Below are 18,970 nucleotides of genomic sequence, written 5' to 3'. Positions count from 1 at the left end.
ACCGAGCCTGGAACAACGGGTGACCCTTCCGGAGGTTCCTATTTGAGGCAACGACTCGGTGTTGCCGGAGGTTTTCATCTGAGGCAACGATGTTTCTTTCCCGGAGGTATTGCAATGAGGCAACAGGCCCCCGTTGTGACCGCGGTGGCCTGCGGGGAGAACATGCTCGACCCCCTCCTGATTCAGGCGGTGACCTCCTCCGGGTCGATGTCGCCCCGGAGTCCGCGCCATACGGGATGACGCAGACGACCAGCCTCGGTGATGCCTCCGTATCGGACCTCACCGACGAGGCTGGGCCGCACCCAGTTCGCATCACGTGACTCGGCGGCAGGAACATCCAGGGAAGGTGTCTTCCGGCTCAGGCGATCGAGCTGTGCCCGCAGCGCCTGCAGCTGGTGGTCGTCGAAGCCGGTGCCCACACGACCCAGATAGACCAGACCGTCCTTCTCGTGGGCTGCCAGCAGCAGCGAAGAGAAGGTCTCGGAACGCTCCCCTTTGCCGGTGCGCCACCCGACGATGATCACGTCGCGAGTGGAGGTGTGTTTGAGTTTGGCCCAGGTGTGGGTTCGTCTGCCCGGCAGATAGGTGCTGTCGGTCTGCTTCGCCATGACTCCTTCGAGGTGGAGTTCGCGACTGGCCTCCATCGCCTTGTCGACGGTTCCTTCGAAGGCCGCAGGCACATGGATGTGCTCACCCTCGGTGACCATGTCGAAGAGACGTTCACGCCGTTCGAGATACGGAGTCTTCAGCAATGAAGCGCCATCAACGTTCAACACATCGAATACCATGAGATACACCGGTGTGCGCTCACGTTCACGTTCAATGTCGCTCTCACGCGTCAGCCCCATCCTGCGTTGCAGCCGCCCGAAGTCGGGGCGACTGCCCGGGCCCAGTGCGACGATCTCTGCGTCAAGGATGCAATCAGCGTCCACGCAGTCGGCGAGCTCGATGAGTTCGGGGTAGGCCTTCGTCAGATCGTGACCATTGCGGCTGGTCAGCGCGATCGGCCCGGACGAATCATCGGTGCCGGCGCGCACGGCGGCGAGCGCACGGATGCCGTCCCACTTCATTTCGAATGCCCAGTCCTCGGCCTGTCGGCGAACGGAGTGAAGGCTTCCGATACTGGCCAGCATCGGTGCCATGTCAGTGGGCTGCGCATCTGTGGAACCGGTGCGTTCGGGGCCTGTGTGTCCGTTTCGCTTGGAATCGGTGTGCTCAGTCGAAGGTTTGCCCCGCCTCGGCGAGTTCTTGGATGAGTTCGTGGATGAGTCTTTGGTCAGGTGGATCATCCAGTTCTTCTCGGGTTCCTTGTTCGGCCCGTGCTCGCCGGTGTTGAACAGTGCGAATCGTCGTTCTCCCCCTAGCCCGCCGTCTTCGGCCCCATGGAGGACAGCGATGATCTCGCGACCCTCCTTCCACTTCTCGAGTTCGTAGGTCCCGGAGTCCCAGATCGTGACCTCGCCCGCACCGTACTGTCCCTTCTCGATCGTGCCTTCGAAGCTTCCGTATTCGAGCGGGTGGTCCTCGGTCTGGATGGCCAGATGGTTGTGCTTCGGATCGGTGGGCGGTCCTTTCGGCAGTGCCCACGAGACCAGCACGCCGTCGTGTTCGAGTCGGAAGTCCCAGTGCAGGGTGCTGGCGTGATGTTCCTGGATGACGAAGGAGAGCTCGTCCCCGCTGGTTCCGTGGCTGTCAGGCACCGGTTCGCTGGTGTGCTTCGGGTCACGCTTGGACCGGTAGATGTCCAGGCGGTCGCGCGGGGCCTTCGATGAACTCGACGTTCCTTTCGTCGAAGCGGGTGCGGCTCCCGCCGAGGTGGGGGCCGGATTTGCTGAATCGCCGGCAATCTTCGCCAACGGTTCGAGCAGATCTCCGTGGTTGTCGATCCGCTCAAGGACCTCCTCGAAGCGCAGCTGCTCGACAGCGGGTGCGTCGTCGAGTTCGTTCCAGGTCCGCGGTGTCGCCACTGTGGGGGTGAACCGACCGCGCAGAGAATAGGGGGCCACTGTCGTCTTCGCCGCTGAGTTCTGGGACCAGTCGATGAGCACCTTGTTCTCTCGCAGCGTCTTCTTCATGGCTGAGACGACGAGGTCTTTGTGATCGGATTCGAGGCTGCGCGCCAGCTCGTGGGCGACGTCGGAGATCTGTTGGCTTGAGGCTGATCCATCGAGCGGCGCATAGAGATGGATCCCCTTGGAGCCGCTGGTCACCGGGTAGGCGTCGAGACCCATCCCGGTCAGCAGCTCCCTGACCAGCTGTGCGACCTCGATGCAGTCGGCCAGTTCGCGTCCTGGCCCGGGGTCGAGGTCGAAGACCATACGGTCAGGATGCCGTGTCGTCGACTCGATGGTGCCGGGGTCAGATGCCCCCTTCGCGACCTGCCATTGCGGGATGTGGATTTCGAGTGAGGCCATCTGCGCCAGGTAGGTCAATGTCGCGCGGTCCTGGACCAGCGGGTACCTTTTGGATCCGGTGGAATGACGGATGGAACGGGAAGTGATCCACGATGGCGCGGAGTCGGGGAGGTTCTTCTCGAAGAACACGTCTCCAGGTTTCTGCGGTGTGCCGACACCGTCGACCCAACGTTTGCGGGTGGCAATGCGGTCATGGGCGTGCCGGATCAGGTGCTCGTGAATGCGAGCGTAGTAGTCGAGCACCTCGCCCTTGGTTGTACCCGTCTCCGGATAGAAGACCTTGTCGAGATTAGTCAACGTCAACCGATGCCCGTCGACGGTGACTTTCTGTTCCTGGCGTGGCATAGACACCTCCTGTGGTCTGTACGCTACCCGCTGACAGCAGAGTGCACGAGGGGGCACGGGCGAGAGCGAGGCCAGGACCACCTCGGCGCTGGAGCCCTTCCAGGTCGGACGGGCCAGCAGGGCCAGTCGACGGGGGTAGCCAAGGTGCTGAGACTGAGTTTCAATGGAGGGATGAGAGCCATTTGGACCGGATCGATTGCGTTTGGTCTCGTCAACGTGCCGGTGAAGCTGTACTCGGCCACCGAGAGCCACGATGTCAATATGCACCAGGTGCATGAGAAGGACGGCGGACGCATCCGCAATCAGCACCGTTGTCAGGAGTGCGGGAAAGTCGTTGAGTTCGACGACATGGTCAAGGCCTACGACGACGGCGACAACCGCGTGATTCTCACGAAAGACGATTTCGAGGCCCTGCCCGCCGATGAGAATGACGACCTTGACGTCCTCCAGTTCGTGCCCAACGATCAGATCGACCCGATCATGTTGGAGAAGTCGTACTTCTTGGAGCCGACATCGAAGACTCCGAAGGCTTATCTGCTGCTGCGCCAGACCCTTGAGGACACCGACCGCAGGGCAATCGTGAAGATCACTCTGCGCACCCGCACCCGACTGGCGATCCTGCGAGTCAGCGGAAAGGTGCTCATGATCCAGACGCTGCGGTGGGCCGATGAGATCCGCGACGTCGACTTCAAGGGAGTGAACTCCCAGGCGAAGATCTCCAAAAAGGAATTGGAGATGTCAGCCAAACTCGTCGAATCGTATTCGGAGGAGTTCACGCCTGAGGAGTTCAATGACGACTACCAGGATGAACTGCGCAAGCTCATCGACGCGAAGATCGACAAGGGAGAGACCCTCGACCTGGAGAAGGCCTTCCCCGACGAGGAAGAGGATGAAGAGCCCGGTGGCGACGTGATCGACCTGATGGAGGCTCTGCAGAAGTCCGTGGACAGTTCACGTTCGAAGAAGAAAGGCTCAAATGGATCCGGAACGAAGAAGTCCGGATAACACGAAGCCACACGGGGGAACGCCCTGCGAAGCCTCTTTCTTCAGCTCGTTCAGCTCCCGCCACTGTCCCGCCAGGTCACTGCCCAGCCAGATCTCCCTGCGGTTCGTCGGCTTCGGTCAGTGCCGTGAGAAACCGGATGACGACCTCGCGCTCGTCGCTGCTCATGTTGGCTGCGGCGGCAAAGCGACGCGCATGTTGGCGGCCGACGGTCTCACGTGCCGCCTGCGCAGTCTGTGGTGTCACATAGATGCAGAGCGTCCGCTGATCCTTGGGATGCGGGGCACGAGTCAGGTGGCCTGCCGCGACGAGGCGGTCGATGAGCTTTGTCGTCGACGCACTGGAGATCCCCACTTCATGGGCAATGTCCCGGGGAGTGATGATCTGGCCCTGCTTCTGCGCTTGCATGAGCATCCGAATGGCGCGCATGTCACTCTCATTGAGGCGCATATACCGCCTGGATGCCTCCGCCAGCGCCCGATCGGCTTCCCGCCAGTGGCGCAGCGCCTCCATGACGGACATGCACTGCGTGATTTCGGGCTGCGTCAGCTGAGAACGATCGAAGAATTCGGGCTCGTTCGAAAAGTACTGCAATTCTGAATCCGGGTGGATTCTTCGCTCTACGCTCGACACGATGACAGCATACCGTTGCTACACTGGATTAAATCTCTCGCCTGGCTAACGAAAGTGGGTTTGAACAGTGGAAATGGTTGTTCTCGTCGACCGCACCGGAGATCCCATCGGTGTGCAGGACAAGGCCGAAGTCCATGGCCCGTCCACTCCACGACATCTGGCCTTCTCATGCCATGTCGTCGACGGGCACGGTCGCCTTCTCGTCACTCGGCGCGCACTGACGAAGAAGACGTGGCCGGGAGTGTGGACGAATTCTTTCTGCGGCCATCCCGGGCCTGGCGAAACGCTTAAGGCCGCCGTCCGCCGCCGCTCGGAATTCGAGCTCGGACTGAGCATCGATCGCATCACCTGCGCCATCCCCGACTTCGCCTACGTCGCCCGTGATGCCTCCGGAATCGAAGAGAACGAACACTGCCCGGTCTTCATCGCCCGGGCCACATCGTCGATGACGCCGAATCCCGCCGAGGTGTCCCAGACTCAGTGGACGACGGCCGCGGATCTGACAGCGGCGATCAACTCCGCACCATGGGCATTCAGCCCGTGGCTGGTTGAGCACTTCCCTGAACTTGCACCGCATATCGCGGAGCACATCGCGAAGGTGGGACTCAATGACTGATTCGATCACCCCACTCGAAGACATCGCGTTCTCGTTCCAGGACCGGCTCTCACAGGTGCTGACGGAGGGACGGCGCCGTTCTCGCACATTCTCCGCACAGTACGGACAGCTCTGGGACTCACTCACACACATGGCCACGGGAGGAAAGCTGATCCGACCACGCCTGCTCCTGGACGCCCATCGCGGCCTGGGCGGACGTGACCAGGCAGCCGCCGTCGACGCGGCATGTGCCATGCAGCTATTGCACATCGCACTCGTCATCCATGACGATGTCATCGACAACGACACCGTCCGTCGTGGAGAGGCGAACATCTCCGGAGAGTTCACCTCCGCCGCGATGCACCGCGGCGCCGGCCCGCGTGAGGCTCAAGTCTGGGGAGACGCAACAGCACTGCTGGGCGGTGACCTCATGCTCACCCTCGCCCACTCTCTGCTGGCTCGGCTCGATGTCGACGACGCCAGACGCCGGGCCATCCTCGACATCTTCGATGACACGCTGATCCAGAGTGCCGCTGGCGAACACTCAGATGTGTGGTTGAGCCTGCAGCTGGAAGAAGCGCGGCCCCAGGAGGTCCTCGAGATGGCCGGGCAGAAGACGGCCGTGTACTCGTTTCAGGCTCCCCTGCTCATCGCGGCTGTTCTGGCCGGGGCAAGCAGCACCCAGACCGCCGAACTGGCCACCATCGCTGCACAGATCGGTGTGGTCTACCAGCTGCGCGACGACGTCCTCGGACTGTTCGGCGATGAACGGAAGACCGGGAAATCCAATGTCAGTGACCTCCGTGAAGGCAAGGAGACTCTCTTGATCACGTTCGCTCGCTCCGATCCGTCTTGGCCCGAGGTCCGCCCTCTCTTCGGGGATAGGACGCTGAGCAATGCCGATGGTGATCGGCTGCGGACAATCATCGAGGAATCAGGTGCTCTCGTGTTCGTCGAATCAATAATCACTCAGCGCTGCGAGGACCTGTATCGACTCATCTCCGATGCAGCCCTGCCGCCGGCGCTGAGCCGCCAGCTGATCCAACTGACCTCCGACTGCAGCTCGCGCATCGCATGAACTCGGTGAGCATGCGAAAAGCAGTGGGAGCACACGACGAGACCGAACCTCGCGTCGAGCACGATGGAAACATGTGGAGGATCCGCTCCTACGAGGCAGCCACAACCGTGCTGCGTGCGCGTCATCGGACCACTCAGGCAGGATTCACCGCAGAGAAGATCCCGCGCGGGTACTTTCGGAAACACCCCATACTGATCTCTGACGGTGACGATCACGATTCTCAGCGCAAAGAGGTCGCTCGCTACTTCGCCCCCGCGGTGATGTCTGCGAAGTACGGAGAATTCATCAACGAGCGCGCTCAAGCCCTCGTCGACCGCGCCGTCGCAAACGGCGGGCTTCGCCTCGACGAGGCGGCTCTGAACTATTCGGTCGAAGTCACCGCCGAGATCGTGGGGCTGACCGAGTCCTCCACCGATGCGATGGCCAAGCGTCTCGTCGGGTTCTTTCGACAGCCGCCTGTCGACCTCGCCGCTCCTGCGATGGGCCGAACCCGTCGCCAGTGGGCCCAGGCGGCCGTCAACGGCCTCTTGCCCATCGGACGGTTCTACGTTCACGATGTGCAACCGGCGATCCGCTCCCGGCGCAGCCGACGCCGCGACGATGTGCTCTCGCATCTGCTCTCCGCCGGCTACAGCACCGCCGACATCCTCGTCGAGTGCATGACCTACGGCACCGCCGGCATGGTGACGACTCGCGAATTCATCACCATGGCGTGTTGGCACCTGCTGACGGACGAAGAGCTGGGCCGTCGCTACACCGAGTCCTCACAGCCCACCCGTCTGAAGATCCTGGAGGAGATCATCCGCCTCGACCCTGTCGTCGGCCACCTCTACCGTCGAGCGCAAGCCGATATCGAGGTCTCGGACAACGGATGCCCCCACACCATCTCCGCAGGCGACCTGATCGACGTGTGTGTGAGACAGACCAACACCGACCCACACGCGATGGGAACCGCCCCGGAGACGAACATCCCCGGGCGCGATCTCGGACGGGGGAAGGCCGCGACGGGGCTGAGCTTCAGCGACGGAGCCCACGCGTGCCCCGGCCAGCCACTGGCTCTCTACGAAACCGATGCCCTTGTCCACAAGCTCCTGGCCATCGGCCCACGCCTCCTCCGGCAACCCGAAATCAGCTGGGACAACCTCATCGAGGGGTACCGTCTGCGCGGCATGGACCTGAGCCTGATGGAAAGGTCGCGTCCAGCAGCAACTGTTCGGTCCGCCCCTCAGCACGAACGCAGCGACTCGCAATCGTCGGCTTCGCACCACACCGCTGCGAGAATGACGTTATGAGCGCCTACGAGTACCTGCTGCTGATGGGAGCCTGCCTGCTGATCACGCTTCCCCTCGAACTGCTGTTCTCCGCCCGAGTCTATCGCCGCTGGAAGCTTCTCCTCGGATCTCTCATCCCGGTCATCCTCGTCTTCTCCCTCTGGGACATCATCGCGATCGCTCGGGACCATTGGACGTACAACAAGCAGTTCGTCACCGGCATCCACCTCGGTAACCTGCCGTTGGAAGAGATCGTCTTCTTCATCGTCATCCCCATCTGCGCCCTGCTCAGCTACGAAGCAGTGGGCACCGTGCTCAACTTCTTCACAAAGAAGGCCACGAGCAGGAAGGAAGGCAACGATGGTGCCTGAATACACGCTGATGACGATCCTCGGAATGCTGGTCGTCATCGGGCTCGAAGCCTTCGTCTTTCGCAGCGGGATCTTCCGACGGGCGAAGTACTGGGCCGCGCTCGCCATCTGTCTGGGATTCCAATGCCTGGTCGACGGCTGGCTGACCAAATTGAGCGATCCCATCGTCATCTACACCCCGTCACACCTCCTGAATGTGCGCTTCCCCTGGGACATCCCGATCGAAGACTTCGGATTCGGATTCGCCATGATCACCTCTGTGCTCATGGTGTGGCAATGGCAGCTCAATCGTTCGCAGAAAGGCACCGAATGACACCTGGACCACGGCCGAGAGACCGATGTGCGCAGAACATCCCGGCACCGCAGGGACGTTCGCGGCCGCTCAGGCCCAAACGGGTCACCGTCATCGGAGCCGGCATCGCCGGACTGGCAGCGGCTGCGATCCTGGCCGAACACGGCGTCAAGGTCACGGTGATCGAGAAGAACGACCACCTCGGCGGGCGTGTGAGTGCATGGCCGGTAGGGGACGATCGGACCATGAGCCGAGGATTCCACGCATTTTTTCGGCAGTACTACAACCTTCGGGATCTGCTCAGTCGGGCAGATCCCGAGCTTCACCGCCTGCAGCCCGTCGACGACTACCCCCTCCTCCATCGCCGAGGCTCCACGGACACCTTCGCCTCGATCCCCCGGACTCCACCGTTCAATCTCCTCGGGTTCGTCTGGCAGAGTCCGACGTTTCCCCTCCGCCGGCTCCTCGACGTCGACATCCCGGCTGCGGTTGAACTCATCGACGTCGAGTTTCCCGCCACCTATCGACGTTACGACGGTGAGTCCGCGGCCGACTTCCTCGACCGGCTGCGCTTCCCCGACGAAGCCCGACATTTGGCTCTTGAGGTGTTCGCACGCTCCTTCTTCGCCGATCCGCAAGATTTCTCCGCCGGTGAGCTCATCGCCATGTTCCACACCTACTTCGCCGGGTCGGCAGAGGGCCTGCTCTTCGATGTCCCCGTCGATGACTACGACACCGCTCTCTGGGCACCACTGGCCGAATATCTCACCGAAATCGGTGTGCAGATCCGCACCGGGGAGACGGTGACCTCGTTTGAATCCACCTCGTCGGGTTGGATGGCGTCGACCGACGGCCAGGAAGTCCACAGCGATGCAGTTGTCCTCGCGGCCGATCCCGCGCGAGCTCGTGAGCTGCTGAAAGTCAGCCGCGACTCGCTCGTACGCACCGCTCCAGCCGCGCAAGGATGGCTGGAGAACATCGACTCGCTGACCAACGCACCCGCTTTCGCTGTGCTGCGCCTCTGGCTCGGTGCACCCGTGGCTGACCATCGGCCGGAGTTTTTGGGCACCAGCGGATATGACGTCCTCGACAATGTCTCGGTGCTCGAACGCTTCGAGGAAGGGGCCAAGCAGTGGGCGCAATCCCACAACGGTTCGGTTCTGGAACTTCACGCCTACGCGCTCGACATCGACGCTGATCCTTCTGAGGGGGACAGGGCGAGCATCGTGACCCGTCTGCTCTCTGACCTGCATCAGGTCTACCCCGAAACCGCGCATCTGCCCATCGTCGACCAAGAGCTGCTCATCGAAGCAGACTGCGCGTTGACGGACACCCGCCCCTGGGATGAGCGGCCCGAAGCTGCCACCCCGATTCCGGGTCTGGTCGTCGCCGGTGACTATGTGCGCTGCGACTTACCTGTGGCACTTATGGAGCGTGCCACGACGACCGGTTACATGGCGGCTAATCATCTCCTCGCCTCGTGGAGGGTCGAGGGGACCGCGCTGTGGTCACCACCGACTCGCGGACTGCTGAGGCGCGGGGCCCTGGGACTGCTGAGACGTGGCGCACGGAGCCTCTCGAGGAGACACCGATGACCGCCTATTTCTCACGAACATCACTGCGAATCACAGAGAGGATCTCATGACCGCCGATTGGAAACGCTTCATCATTCCGTCCGCGGTGTGCGCGGGAGCGGCGACGCTTGGAGCACTCGGGACGAAAGTCGACTCCGCCTGGTACACGAATCTGAAGAAGCCCGCCTGGCAACCACCGGGCAAGGTCTTCGGACCCGCGTGGACAACTCTGTACTCATTGACAGCATTCGCCTCGGGGCGAGCGCTGAACCGCCTGCCGAACAGTCACGACCGGCGGGCATATCTGGGTGAGTTGGGTGTCAACATGGCAGTCAATGTGGCATGGAGTTGGCTGTTCTTCTCCGCCCGTCGCCCGGACGCCTCTCTCCTTGCGTCGGCCGTGTTGGAAGCGTCGACGCTGAGGCTGCTGAAGAAGGCTGCCACGGTCGATCGGGTGTCGGCCGTCGCGCTCGCACCATACGCGGCCTGGGTAGGATTCGCGACTGTCCTCAACGCGGAGATCCTCCGTCTCAATCCGAGCGAGACGAACCGGTGCCTGGCACTCACCCGAACGAAGAGCGCCTGATGGCCGCTGCCGACGAGAGCCTCACCTTGGTGTGGTTTCGTGATGATCTGCGCGTGCGCGATCACGCCGCGCTGACGGCCGCGCGTGCCGATGGCCGCGTCATCGCCGTGTGGATCCGTGAGGCCCGCGATGATGAGGGCCTGGGGCCCAGACCGCTGGGCGGGGCAAGCCGGTGGTGGGCACACGAGTCACTGGCCGTCCTCCACCAGGAGCTCTCTGAGCTGAGCATTCCTCTGCTCTTCGCCGCGGGAGAGGCGGCTGGGATCATTCCGCAGCTGGCCAGTCGCCTCGGCGTAGATGCGGTTCGCTGGTCGCGTCGTTATGCTCCTGCGTCCCGAGCGCTCGACAGCCAGATCAAGACTGCGTTGAGCAATCAGGGCATCGCGGTCCATTCCCACATCGGGTCCCTCCTCGTCGAGCCTTGGACGGCCGCCCCTCAGGGTGGTGACCATTACAAAGTCTTCACCCCGTTCTGGAAGGCCGTGTCAGGACGCGAAGTCGGTGACGTGCTGCCGACGCCGGAACCACAAACACAACTAGACCCGGCTCTGCTGGAATCGGCACGAGCCTGCTCAGCCGTGACCGACCTCGACGGCCTGGGACTCCTCGACGGCACCGGGTCCGGTTCAGGAGATTTCGCTGCGGCCGGGGGCCCACGGTGGTGGCAGAACACCGTCGCCCGCCACTGGTCGCCGGGCCTCCGGGCCGCTGCCAGCCAGCTTGAGGATCTGGGCGCGGGCATCGATGGCTACAGCACCACCAGGGATGTGCCCTCGGACGCGACGAGCACATCTCGACTCTCGCCGAGGCTGCGGTTCGGAGAACTGTCACCGCGGCAACTTCTCCACGCCGCCCAGACGACAACATCCGTTTCCGCAGATGATCGCGCAGCCTGGATCCGTCAGCTCTATTGGCGCGAATTCTCCTGGCATCTGACCTACCACTACCCCGACATCGACTACACACCGATCAGAGACGAGTTCCGACACTTCCCCTACGAAGACGACGATGAGGCGCTGGCCCGCTGGAGGTCCGGAACCACCGGCTACCCACTCATCGATGCAGGAATGGCACAGCTGTGGGAGACCGGGTGGATGCACAACCGGGTCCGCATGGTCACAGCGAGCTTCCTCACCAAGAACCTCCTCCAACACTGGTGGTCCGGCGAGCAATGGTTCTGGGACACCCTCGTCGACGCCGATGAAGCCAACAACCCTGTCTCCTGGCAGTGGGTCGCCGGCAGCGGTGCCGACGCCGCTCCCTATTTCCGTGTCTTCAATCCCGAACGACAACGCGAACGTTTCGACCCTGACGGCGCCTATATCGACGACTGGCTCCCTTATTCGACTGACGCATCGCCGACTCACATCGTTGACCTTGCAGATTCACGTCACGCCGCGCTGGGTGCCTACGATCGGATGAAGAACATGTCTGCAGGAGCCGAGCCCGCAGGGCCAGAGTCTGCAGGGCCAGAGCCCGCGGGGCAAAAGTCCGCAGAAGACTAAGACGCGAAGGCGGTTGAGAACATGAGGGTGCTTCTAGCAGGATGCGGTGACCTGGGAACCCGCTTGGGCCTGAGGCTCGTGGACAGCGGCCAGGAGGTCATCGGCCTGCGCCGACACCCAGAAGAGCTTCCCGACTCATTCGAAAAGTTGTACGTTGACCTTGGCAACCCCGGCACCATCACCATCGAAGGCGTTGATGCAGTGGTGATCACGCTGACTCCCGATGACTATTCCGATGCAAGCTATGAGCAGACGTATCGCCGCGGAGTCGAAGGTCTGATCAGCATCCTGGGCTCTCGCCCCAAGCGGGTAATTCTCGTGTCCTCGACTCGGGTTCTCGGCGCCGCAGCACCCGGGGAGAGCACGGATGAGGAGACCGTGCCCAAACCCGAGTCGGGCCCTGCCCGCACTCTCTGGGACACCGAAGAGCTCATTCGTGCCACGTACCCATCCGCTGCGATCGTTCGGGCCGCCGGGATCTATGGTCGCGAGGATTCGCCGCTCATCAAGGGAGTTCGGTCGGGCCGAGCAGTGAACTACCGCCGATGGACGAATCGCGTTCACTACCGCGATCTCATCCGAGGCCTGGAAGCCCTCCTGTTCACCCCAGACCCGCCGCAGCTGTTGCATGCTGCGGACTCGTGTCCGGTCCAGCTGGGCGAGGTCGTCGAATTTCTGGCCTCCGCTCTGGACATCTCGGCTCCACCGGATCTGGAGGACGAGCCTGAAGCAGGGCGACGAATCAAGAACACTCGGTTCCAAGACCTCCTCGGATCGCTGGAGTTCCCCACGTTTCGCGAGGGATACTCGCATGAGCTGCGTTCCACGAAGTGAACGGACAAAGCTGATCTGGATAACCGGCTCCACCGGTTAAGTCAGCTGGAGATCAGTGATGCAGGTTGCGCCCTCATCGGTTGTGGAGAAGTCGGCAGAACCGGACTTGCCGTCGTAGCCGACCTCGATGGTTCCCTTGATATCGCTTGGCACCCAGAACCCGACGAAACCGTTGTCGAAGGTCGTGGCTGTTTCATCGACCACGATGTCGCCGGCGGCCTTGTCGGTGATCTGGACATCGATCTTCTTATTGTTGAGCTCTCCCAGGCAGGTGGTCAGGCTGTGATAGAAGCAGTCGTGAGTGGTGTTCACAAACGGGGCAATCGACACATACGTCTTATCTGCCGGCAAGTCGAGTGTCACTTCCTGCGCCTCTCCAGCCAATACGAGTTCATCAGGATAGACCGAGGCCATCAGATCGCCTGGCCGATCGGCTACGTCCAGCTGATCGAGATGATCGATTGCTTCAACAGCATCCATCCCTGACAGCCCATGGTCAGAGAGGAATTCCTCCGACGAGACCTGCTCGACATCGGGTCCCGAATCTGAGCCTCCAGTTGTGCAGCCAGCCAACAGCAGCGTGAGGGCCGCGATGGCAATTCCACGTCGTTTCAATCCATCTCCTCGCATCGCATTCGTGTTGCCCACCACAAACAGCGGACAGGCTTGATCGCCGTTGACAACTATACCCCTGATGGGTATATGCTCGGCGCCAGATACCTACCCCCGGTATTCAATTGTGGAGGAGCAACATGAGTGAGAACTGCGAGCCAAACGACGCCACCGCCGCTCAGACAAATGAAGCTGGCGCGGATTCCTATTGCCATGCTGCTGGTCACGAGCACGGATACATCCGTGACAAAGGCCGATATCAACGACGGCTGGCACGCATCGAGGGGCAGGTTCGGGGAATCGAGCGGATGGTCGATGAAGAGCAGTATTGCATCGACATCCTCACCCAGGTCTCAGCAATCCAATCAGCGCTGCGCAACGTAGCTCGAGGACTTCTCGACGACCACATGCGCAGCTGCGTCGTCGACGCAGTCAAGGACGGCGGAGCCGAAACCGATTCCAAGCTCGACGAAGTCTCTGAAGCCATCAGCCGACTGATGCGCAGCTAACCCACAGACAAGAAGCAGGAGGACATCATGAGCAGCCCACATCCCCATGTGTCGGACGAGCACCACGACCACAACTCGCTCAGCACCCAGGACCACGACTCACACAGCCAGCACAGCGGCCATGGCGACCACAGCGGCTACAGTGATCATGCCGGCCACGGCGGTCACGGTGATCACGCGGCCATGTTCAAGAACAAGTTCTGGCTGAGCCTGGCACTGTCGATCCCGGTCGTATTCTTCAGCCCCATGTTTGCCAGCCTGCTCGGGTACACGACACCGGAGTTCCCGGGAGCCGACTGGATTGCCCCAATATTGGGCACCGTCATCTATTTCTATGGCGGCATGCCATTCCTCACCGGCGGATGGTCGGAACTGAAGTCGCGCCAACCGGGCATGATGCTGCTCATCGCCATGGCCATCACCGTCGCGTTCGTGGCTTCATGGATCACCAGCCTAGGTATCGGCGGGTTCATGCTCGACTTCTGGTGGGAACTGGGCCTGCTCGTTGTCATCATGCTGTTGGGCCACTGGATGGAGATGCGTGCCTTGGGCGCGGCATCTGGTGCACTCGATGCTCTTGCCGATCTGATCCCAGACGAGGCAGACAAGGTCACCGACGACGGAACCGTGACCGTGCCGATCAGTGAGCTCACGGCCGGAGACATCGTTCTCGTGCGGTCCGGGGCACGAGTACCGGCCGATGGCAGCATCGTCGACGGTACGGCAGAGTTCGACGAATCCATGATCACCGGCGAATCGAAGACCGTCACCCGCGCAAGCGGGGATCATGTGGTCGCTGGCACCGTCGCAACAGACAACTCCGTGCAAGTCTCGGTCGAAGCCATCGGCGAGGACACCGCACTGGCCGGCATCCAACGCCTGGTCGCCGAAGCCCAGCAATCCTCATCCCGGGCACAAGCACTGGCTGACCGGGCCGCGGCCTGGCTGTTCTGGTTCGCGCTGGGCGCAGGCATCATCACCTTCCTTGCCTGGTTCCTCATCGGCCAACCCGATGATGCAGTGATCCGTACTGTGACTGTCCTCGTCATCGCCTGCCCACATGCATTGGGCCTGGCAATTCCTCTCGTCATCGCGATCTCCACTGAGCGAGCCGCAAAGGCCGGAGTACTGATCAAGAACCGCATTGCTCTGGAGCGGATGCGCACGGTCAATGTCGTCCTCTTCGACAAGACAGGCACCCTCACCGAGGGCGCTCACGCAGTCACCGACATCGCAACCGCAGCGGACATCACAGACGGGAAGCTGCTGGCCATCGCCGCCGCGGCCGAAGCTGATAGTGAACACCCCGTGGCACGGGCAATCGTGACGGCTGCCAGTGAGCACAAGGAAGCTTCGGCGATGGCCTTGGTCGGCTCTGAGTTCAGGTCTGCCACCGGACGAGGGGTGCGCGCAGTCGTCGACGGCGCAGAGATCACTGTCGGAGGACCCAATATGCTGCGTGAGCTCAACCTCGACCCACCAGCTGATATTGCCGCCAGGACTCACGAATGGGTCGATCGCGGAGCCAGCATCCTGCATGTGGTCTCCGACGGACAGATCATCGGGGCTCTGGCTCTGGAAGATCGGGTTCGGCCGGAATCACAGGCAGCAGTGGAGGCCCTGCACAGTCGAGGTGTAGCTGTTGCCATGATCACCGGCGACGCTCGTCAAGTCGCTGACGCAGTGGCCGCGGATCTGGGGATCGACGAGGTCTTTGCCGACGTCCTCCCGCAGGACAAGGACACCAAGGTCGCTGAGCTTCAGAGTCGTGGACATGCTGTGGCTATGGTCGGAGATGGCGTCAATGATGCCCCGGCCCTGGCACGAGCTGAGGTCGGCATCGCCATCGGTGCCGGCACGGATGTGGCGATGGAATCAGCGGGAGTTGTCCTCGCTGGAAATGACCCCCGTGCCGTGCTGTCGATGATCGACCTCTCGCGGGCCAGCTATCGCAAGATGCTGCAGAACCTGGCCTGGGCTACCGGCTACAACGTTCTCGCCGTTCCTCTCGCAGCTGGTGTCCTCGCACCGATCGGGTTCGTCTTGTCCCCTGCAGTCGGGGCAATCCTGATGTCGCTGTCGACGATCGTCGTCGCACTCAACGCCCAGCTGCTGCGCCGAGTCGATCTCGACCCAGCCACGCTCGCAGCCCTGCCCGAGGAAGATGCAACTGTCTGAAAGGTCGGCGGGATCGTCGCCCCATAAATCACCGATCCGAACGTCGGTGCACCGTAGGGCCTGTGGGTCCGGAAAAGAAGGAGAAACATGAAGAAGACCACACCGTTGACGACAATCGCTGCGATCGCAGCCGCGACAGCCCTGGCATTGTCCGGGTGTGCCAGTTCCGGAGAAGACGAAGCGGGTCAACACTCTCAGGACCAGTCCGAGTCGTCATCCGGTGAGGGGCATGGCGACAGCCATGAGCACGCCGCTGATGGCGGCGATCCGCCAGCGGGCATCAAGAAGGCGTCCGATCCGAAGTACGCCGTCGGTGATGAGGTCAAACTCACGGCCGACCATATGCCAGAGATGAAGAGTGCAGAGGCGACGATTTCAGGCGCCTTCGACACCACGACCTATTCGGTCAGCTACACCCCAACCGATGGCGGCGACCCGGTGAAGGATCACAAGTGGGTTGTTCATGAGGAACTCGACAACCCCGGGAAAGCACCCCTGAAGGACGGCTCTGAGGTGAAGCTCGAAGCCGACCATATGCCAGGAATGAAGGGCGCAGAGGCAACGATCGCAAGCTCGACCGATGAAACTGTCTACATGGTCGATGTCGACACGGACGAGATGACGATGACAAACCATAAGTGGGTTGTCGAAGACGAAATCAAGCCAGCCGAGTAGACCCGTTGCCGACGGGCAGCGGCCCCGGACTCGAGTCACCTCGGATGCGTTTGAGCACCAGTTCGGCGCTGATCAGACACATCGGCACACCGACACCGGGAGCGGTCGTCGCACCTGCATAGTAGAGCCCCTCCACGTTTTTGGAGACATTCTGCTGGCGGAACATCGCACTCTGTCGCAGCGTATGGGCTGGCCCGAGCATCCCCCCGAGCCACGAATTGAAGTTGCTGGAGAAGTCCGTCGGTCCCTGAGTCTGTCGAAATCTGATCCGTTCTCTCAAATCAGGGATATCGGCCCAACGGGCAATCTGCTCAATGGCTCGATCCGCTGCACGTTCGATGCGTGGATCTCCCTGCCCGTCGCGGCCCCCGGCGCCCATTCCGGCATCAGCCGGCACAGGGATGAGGATGAAGAGATTCTCGTGATCAGGTGGTGCCACACTGGGATCGGTGTGGCTGGGTTTGCACACATAGGCCGATGCCGGGGAGGAGATCTTCGGTCGAGGGCCGAAGATGTCGTCGAAGTTAGTCGACCAGTCGTCGGTGAAGAAGAGTGAGTGATGCGGAAGCTGCGGGACCTCACCCTCGATTCCGAGAAAGACCAGAATAGCGCCCGGCCCACTCGTCACCCTCTCCCACCAGCTTTCAGGGAAGCTCCGATCGACAGAGTCCAGGAGCTGAGTCTCCGTATGGTGGAGATCAGCGGCTGAGACGACGGTGTCACAACGGTGTTCGTGATTCCGGCCCTCGTGATCCGTCCAGACGAGGCCGGTGGCTTTTCGGCGTCCGCTGCCTTGTGGTGCGGCAGAGATGTGTGTGACGGCCGCATCGGTGTGTACGCAGACTCCGGATCTTTCGACGATGCGGGTCAATGCATCGGCGATGGTCCTGAATCCTCCCATCGGGTACTGGACCCCGTCGCACAGGTCCAAGGCACTCATCAGGTGGTAGATCGCCGGCGCTCTCCGTGGGTCCGTGCCGAGGAAGATCGCCGGGTATTGGAGGATCTGCCTCAGCACAGGATGCTTCACCGAGGTGGAGGAGAAGCGCTCAAGAGATGTGCCGAGCAGACGAACCAGAGTCGGAAGCGCGGTCATGACCTCTGGCCGAAGCATCGACATCGGTGAGGTGAAGAGATTATAGAGAAAGTAGTCGATCGCCATCTTCCTGGTGCGGTTGGCCGATGCCAGATATCGGCTCAGAGAACGACCGCTGCCCCGCTCGGTGCGCTCGAAGACCTCGAGGACCTGGGCTTTGCCCTGCGGAATCGTGATCGTCTGCGCTTGTGAGGATGTCGTGGCGGGGCTGAATACGGTGTAGGCCGGGTCGAGGGGCCGCAGATCCAGTTCGGCGCTCGCAGAGGTCCCGACAAGATTGAAGAAATGTTCGTAGACCTCCGGCATCAGGTACCAGGACGGTCCGGTGTCGAACCGATAACCGTCCCGCTCGATCGAACCGATACGGCCGCCGAGAGTCGAATTCTGCTCGAAGAGGTCGACCGTGTGCCCCTCGCGGGCCAACAGTGCCGCAGTGGCCAGTCCCGCTGCCCCTCCGCCGATGACGCCGATGCGCTGTGTCATGGTCGCCTCTCCCTCGCCGTGACGACGATGGCCTTCGAAGCCAGCCTTGCTTTCACCACGTTGGGGATGCGCACTCGTTCTTGATAAAGACGTTCGACGGGAGTGACAGCAATCCTCTCGTTCAGAGCGGAGAAGAGGGCTGCGGCGCTTCTCACCGCTGTTCTGGCATCTTTCGGCAGAAGCGAGAAAGTGGCCTGAGCATGTGCGAGCTGTCGTCGAATCCTGATCACCCACACGGTTTTGTCGGCGTCCGTGAGTCGACTGTCGGCGGTGAGATAGCTGCGGCGCAGTCTCAGACTGTCGTCGGCGAGGTCGCGGAGGAAATTCACGTTCTGAAACGCCGCTCCGAGTTGTCGCGCACCGAATTCCAGCTGCTCGGTTTCAGCGGGCGTGCGATTCTGAGCACAGAGGAAGACTTTGAGGCACATGAGGCCCACCACCTCTGCGGAGCCGTAGACGTAGTCCCGATGTTCGTCCGGGCCGAAGCTGCGCACGGATGAGGGGGGTTCGCTGAGCGTACTCACATCTGCTCGCATCGAAGCGAAGAACGGTTCGATGAGATCACCAGCGATTCCGGTCGTCCTGGCGGTCTGAGCGAATGCGTGGATGATCAGGTTGTCGCTGATGCCGAATCTCAGGGCGCTGCGGGTTGCGTTCGCGAAGCCATCGAGCAGTTCGTACTGCTCTTTCGTTTCGAGTCCGGCGTCGGAGGCAAGCCCATCGACGATCTCATCGGCGATTCTGACGAGAGCGTAGATGTTGCGAATGTGGTGACGGTGGTTGGAACCGAGAAGTCTGGTGGCCAGTGCGAAAGACGTCGAATAGTTCGAGATGACGGCGTTGGCTGCCTGCTGAGCCGTCCGACTGAACACCTCGTGCGTCTGTGAGAACATATTCGTTAGCTTAGCTAACGATT

Annotated in this window: 18 protein-coding genes; 13 read left to right on the top strand and 5 right to left on the bottom strand. The window is 61.8% G+C overall.

Features of this window, described 5'->3' with window-relative positions; genetic code table 11:
• Positions 1-182: 182 nt before the first annotated feature.
• A complete protein-coding gene (locus BSP239C_RS13675) occupies positions 183-2,759 on the bottom strand; it encodes an ATP-dependent DNA ligase (protein ID WP_101573788.1) in 2,577 nt (858 codons plus the stop codon).
• Between the two features lie 171 nt (positions 2,760-2,930).
• Between BSP239C_RS13675 and BSP239C_RS13670 the strand changes: the two genes are divergently transcribed.
• Positions 2,931-3,764: a Ku protein gene (locus BSP239C_RS13670; RefSeq protein WP_101573786.1), complete on the top strand. Its 834-nt coding sequence runs from the start codon at positions 2,931-2,933 to the stop codon at positions 3,762-3,764.
• A 76-nt stretch (positions 3,765-3,840) separates the two neighbouring features.
• On the opposite strand, the gene BSP239C_RS13665 is transcribed toward BSP239C_RS13670, so the two are convergent.
• Positions 3,841-4,395: a MarR family winged helix-turn-helix transcriptional regulator gene (locus BSP239C_RS13665; protein WP_257930209.1), complete on the bottom strand. Its 555-nt coding sequence runs from the start codon at positions 4,393-4,395 to the stop codon at positions 3,841-3,843.
• 73 nt (positions 4,396-4,468) lie between these two features.
• Here BSP239C_RS13665 and idi point away from each other — a divergent pair, with 73 nt between their 5' ends.
• Genes idi through BSP239C_RS13620 form a run of 9 tightly spaced genes read left to right on the top strand, consistent with a single transcriptional unit; the run spans position 4,469 to position 12,501 of the window.
• Positions 4,469-5,011: an isopentenyl-diphosphate Delta-isomerase gene (idi, locus tag BSP239C_RS13660; protein ID WP_101573784.1), complete on the top strand. Its 543-nt coding sequence runs from the start codon at positions 4,469-4,471 to the stop codon at positions 5,009-5,011.
• Positions 5,004-6,068 (top strand): polyprenyl synthetase family protein, encoded by a 1,065-nt coding sequence (locus BSP239C_RS13655; protein WP_101573782.1) that lies wholly within the window; start codon positions 5,004-5,006, stop codon positions 6,066-6,068. The genes idi and BSP239C_RS13655 overlap by 8 nt, the downstream gene beginning before the upstream one ends.
• 11 nt (positions 6,069-6,079) lie before the next feature.
• Positions 6,080-7,360, top strand: a complete 1,281-nt coding sequence (locus BSP239C_RS13650; RefSeq protein WP_257930208.1) for a cytochrome P450 — start codon at positions 6,080-6,082, stop codon at positions 7,358-7,360.
• Positions 7,357-7,710, top strand: coding sequence for a lycopene beta-cyclase subunit alpha (gene crtYc, locus BSP239C_RS13645; protein WP_101573780.1), 354 nt, complete (start codon positions 7,357-7,359; stop codon positions 7,708-7,710). The genes BSP239C_RS13650 and crtYc overlap by 4 nt, the downstream gene beginning before the upstream one ends.
• Positions 7,700-8,023 carry a lycopene cyclase domain-containing protein gene (locus tag BSP239C_RS13640; protein ID WP_101573778.1) on the top strand — a complete coding sequence of 108 codons (324 nt, stop codon included), beginning with the start codon at positions 7,700-7,702 and terminating at the stop codon, positions 8,021-8,023. Before crtYc ends, BSP239C_RS13640 begins: the two co-directional genes overlap by 11 nt.
• Positions 8,020-9,597 (top strand): FAD-dependent oxidoreductase, encoded by a 1,578-nt coding sequence (locus BSP239C_RS13635; RefSeq protein ID WP_101573776.1) that lies wholly within the window; start codon positions 8,020-8,022, stop codon positions 9,595-9,597. The genes BSP239C_RS13640 and BSP239C_RS13635 overlap by 4 nt, the downstream gene beginning before the upstream one ends.
• Positions 9,598-9,643: 46 nt before the next feature.
• A complete protein-coding gene (locus BSP239C_RS13630) occupies positions 9,644-10,162 on the top strand; it encodes a TspO/MBR family protein (protein WP_101573799.1) in 519 nt (172 codons plus the stop codon).
• Complete coding sequence (locus BSP239C_RS13625; protein ID WP_101573774.1) at positions 10,162-11,667, top strand: deoxyribodipyrimidine photo-lyase; 1,506 nt, start codon at positions 10,162-10,164, stop codon at positions 11,665-11,667. The genes BSP239C_RS13630 and BSP239C_RS13625 overlap by 1 nt, the downstream gene beginning before the upstream one ends.
• Positions 11,668-11,688: 21 nt before the next feature.
• Positions 11,689-12,501: an NAD(P)-binding domain-containing protein gene (locus BSP239C_RS13620; protein WP_145997456.1), complete on the top strand. Its 813-nt coding sequence runs from the start codon at positions 11,689-11,691 to the stop codon at positions 12,499-12,501.
• Between the two features lie 36 nt (positions 12,502-12,537).
• Here BSP239C_RS13620 and BSP239C_RS13615 read toward each other — a convergent pair whose 3' ends face one another.
• Entirely contained in the window at positions 12,538-13,116 is a 579-nt protein-coding gene (locus tag BSP239C_RS13615; RefSeq protein WP_180959035.1) for a CueP family metal-binding protein, read from the bottom strand.
• A 137-nt stretch (positions 13,117-13,253) separates the two neighbouring features.
• On the opposite strand from BSP239C_RS13615, the gene BSP239C_RS13610 reads away from it, so the two are divergent.
• The 3 genes from BSP239C_RS13610 (at position 13,254) to BSP239C_RS13600 (ending at position 16,475) form a co-directional block, all read left to right on the top strand.
• Positions 13,254-13,622 (top strand): metal-sensitive transcriptional regulator, encoded by a 369-nt coding sequence (locus tag BSP239C_RS13610; protein WP_101573770.1) that lies wholly within the window; start codon positions 13,254-13,256, stop codon positions 13,620-13,622.
• Between the two features lie 27 nt (positions 13,623-13,649).
• Complete coding sequence (locus BSP239C_RS13605; protein ID WP_101573768.1) at positions 13,650-15,800, top strand: heavy metal translocating P-type ATPase; 2,151 nt, start codon at positions 13,650-13,652, stop codon at positions 15,798-15,800.
• A gap of 87 nt (positions 15,801-15,887) precedes the next feature.
• Positions 15,888-16,475 (top strand): YdhK family protein, encoded by a 588-nt coding sequence (locus tag BSP239C_RS13600; protein ID WP_101573766.1) that lies wholly within the window; start codon positions 15,888-15,890, stop codon positions 16,473-16,475.
• On the opposite strand, the gene crtI is transcribed toward BSP239C_RS13600, so the two are convergent.
• Both crtI and BSP239C_RS13590 read right to left on the bottom strand, forming a co-directional pair.
• Entirely contained in the window at positions 16,459-18,054 is a 1,596-nt protein-coding gene (gene crtI, locus BSP239C_RS13595; RefSeq protein WP_101573764.1) for a phytoene desaturase family protein, read from the bottom strand. The two genes, BSP239C_RS13600 and crtI, sit on opposite strands and share 17 nt — an antisense overlap.
• Positions 18,051-18,947 carry a squalene/phytoene synthase family protein gene (locus BSP239C_RS13590; protein WP_101573762.1) on the bottom strand — a complete coding sequence of 299 codons (897 nt, stop codon included), beginning with the start codon at positions 18,945-18,947 and terminating at the stop codon, positions 18,051-18,053. Before BSP239C_RS13590 ends, crtI begins: the two co-directional genes overlap by 4 nt.
• Positions 18,948-18,970: the final 23 nt, after the last annotated feature.

Source organism: Brevibacterium sp. 239c (assembly GCF_900169365.1).
Taxonomy (GTDB): Bacteria; Actinomycetota; Actinomycetes; order Actinomycetales; family Brevibacteriaceae; genus Brevibacterium.
This window is presented reverse-complemented; position numbering and strand designations above follow the sequence as displayed.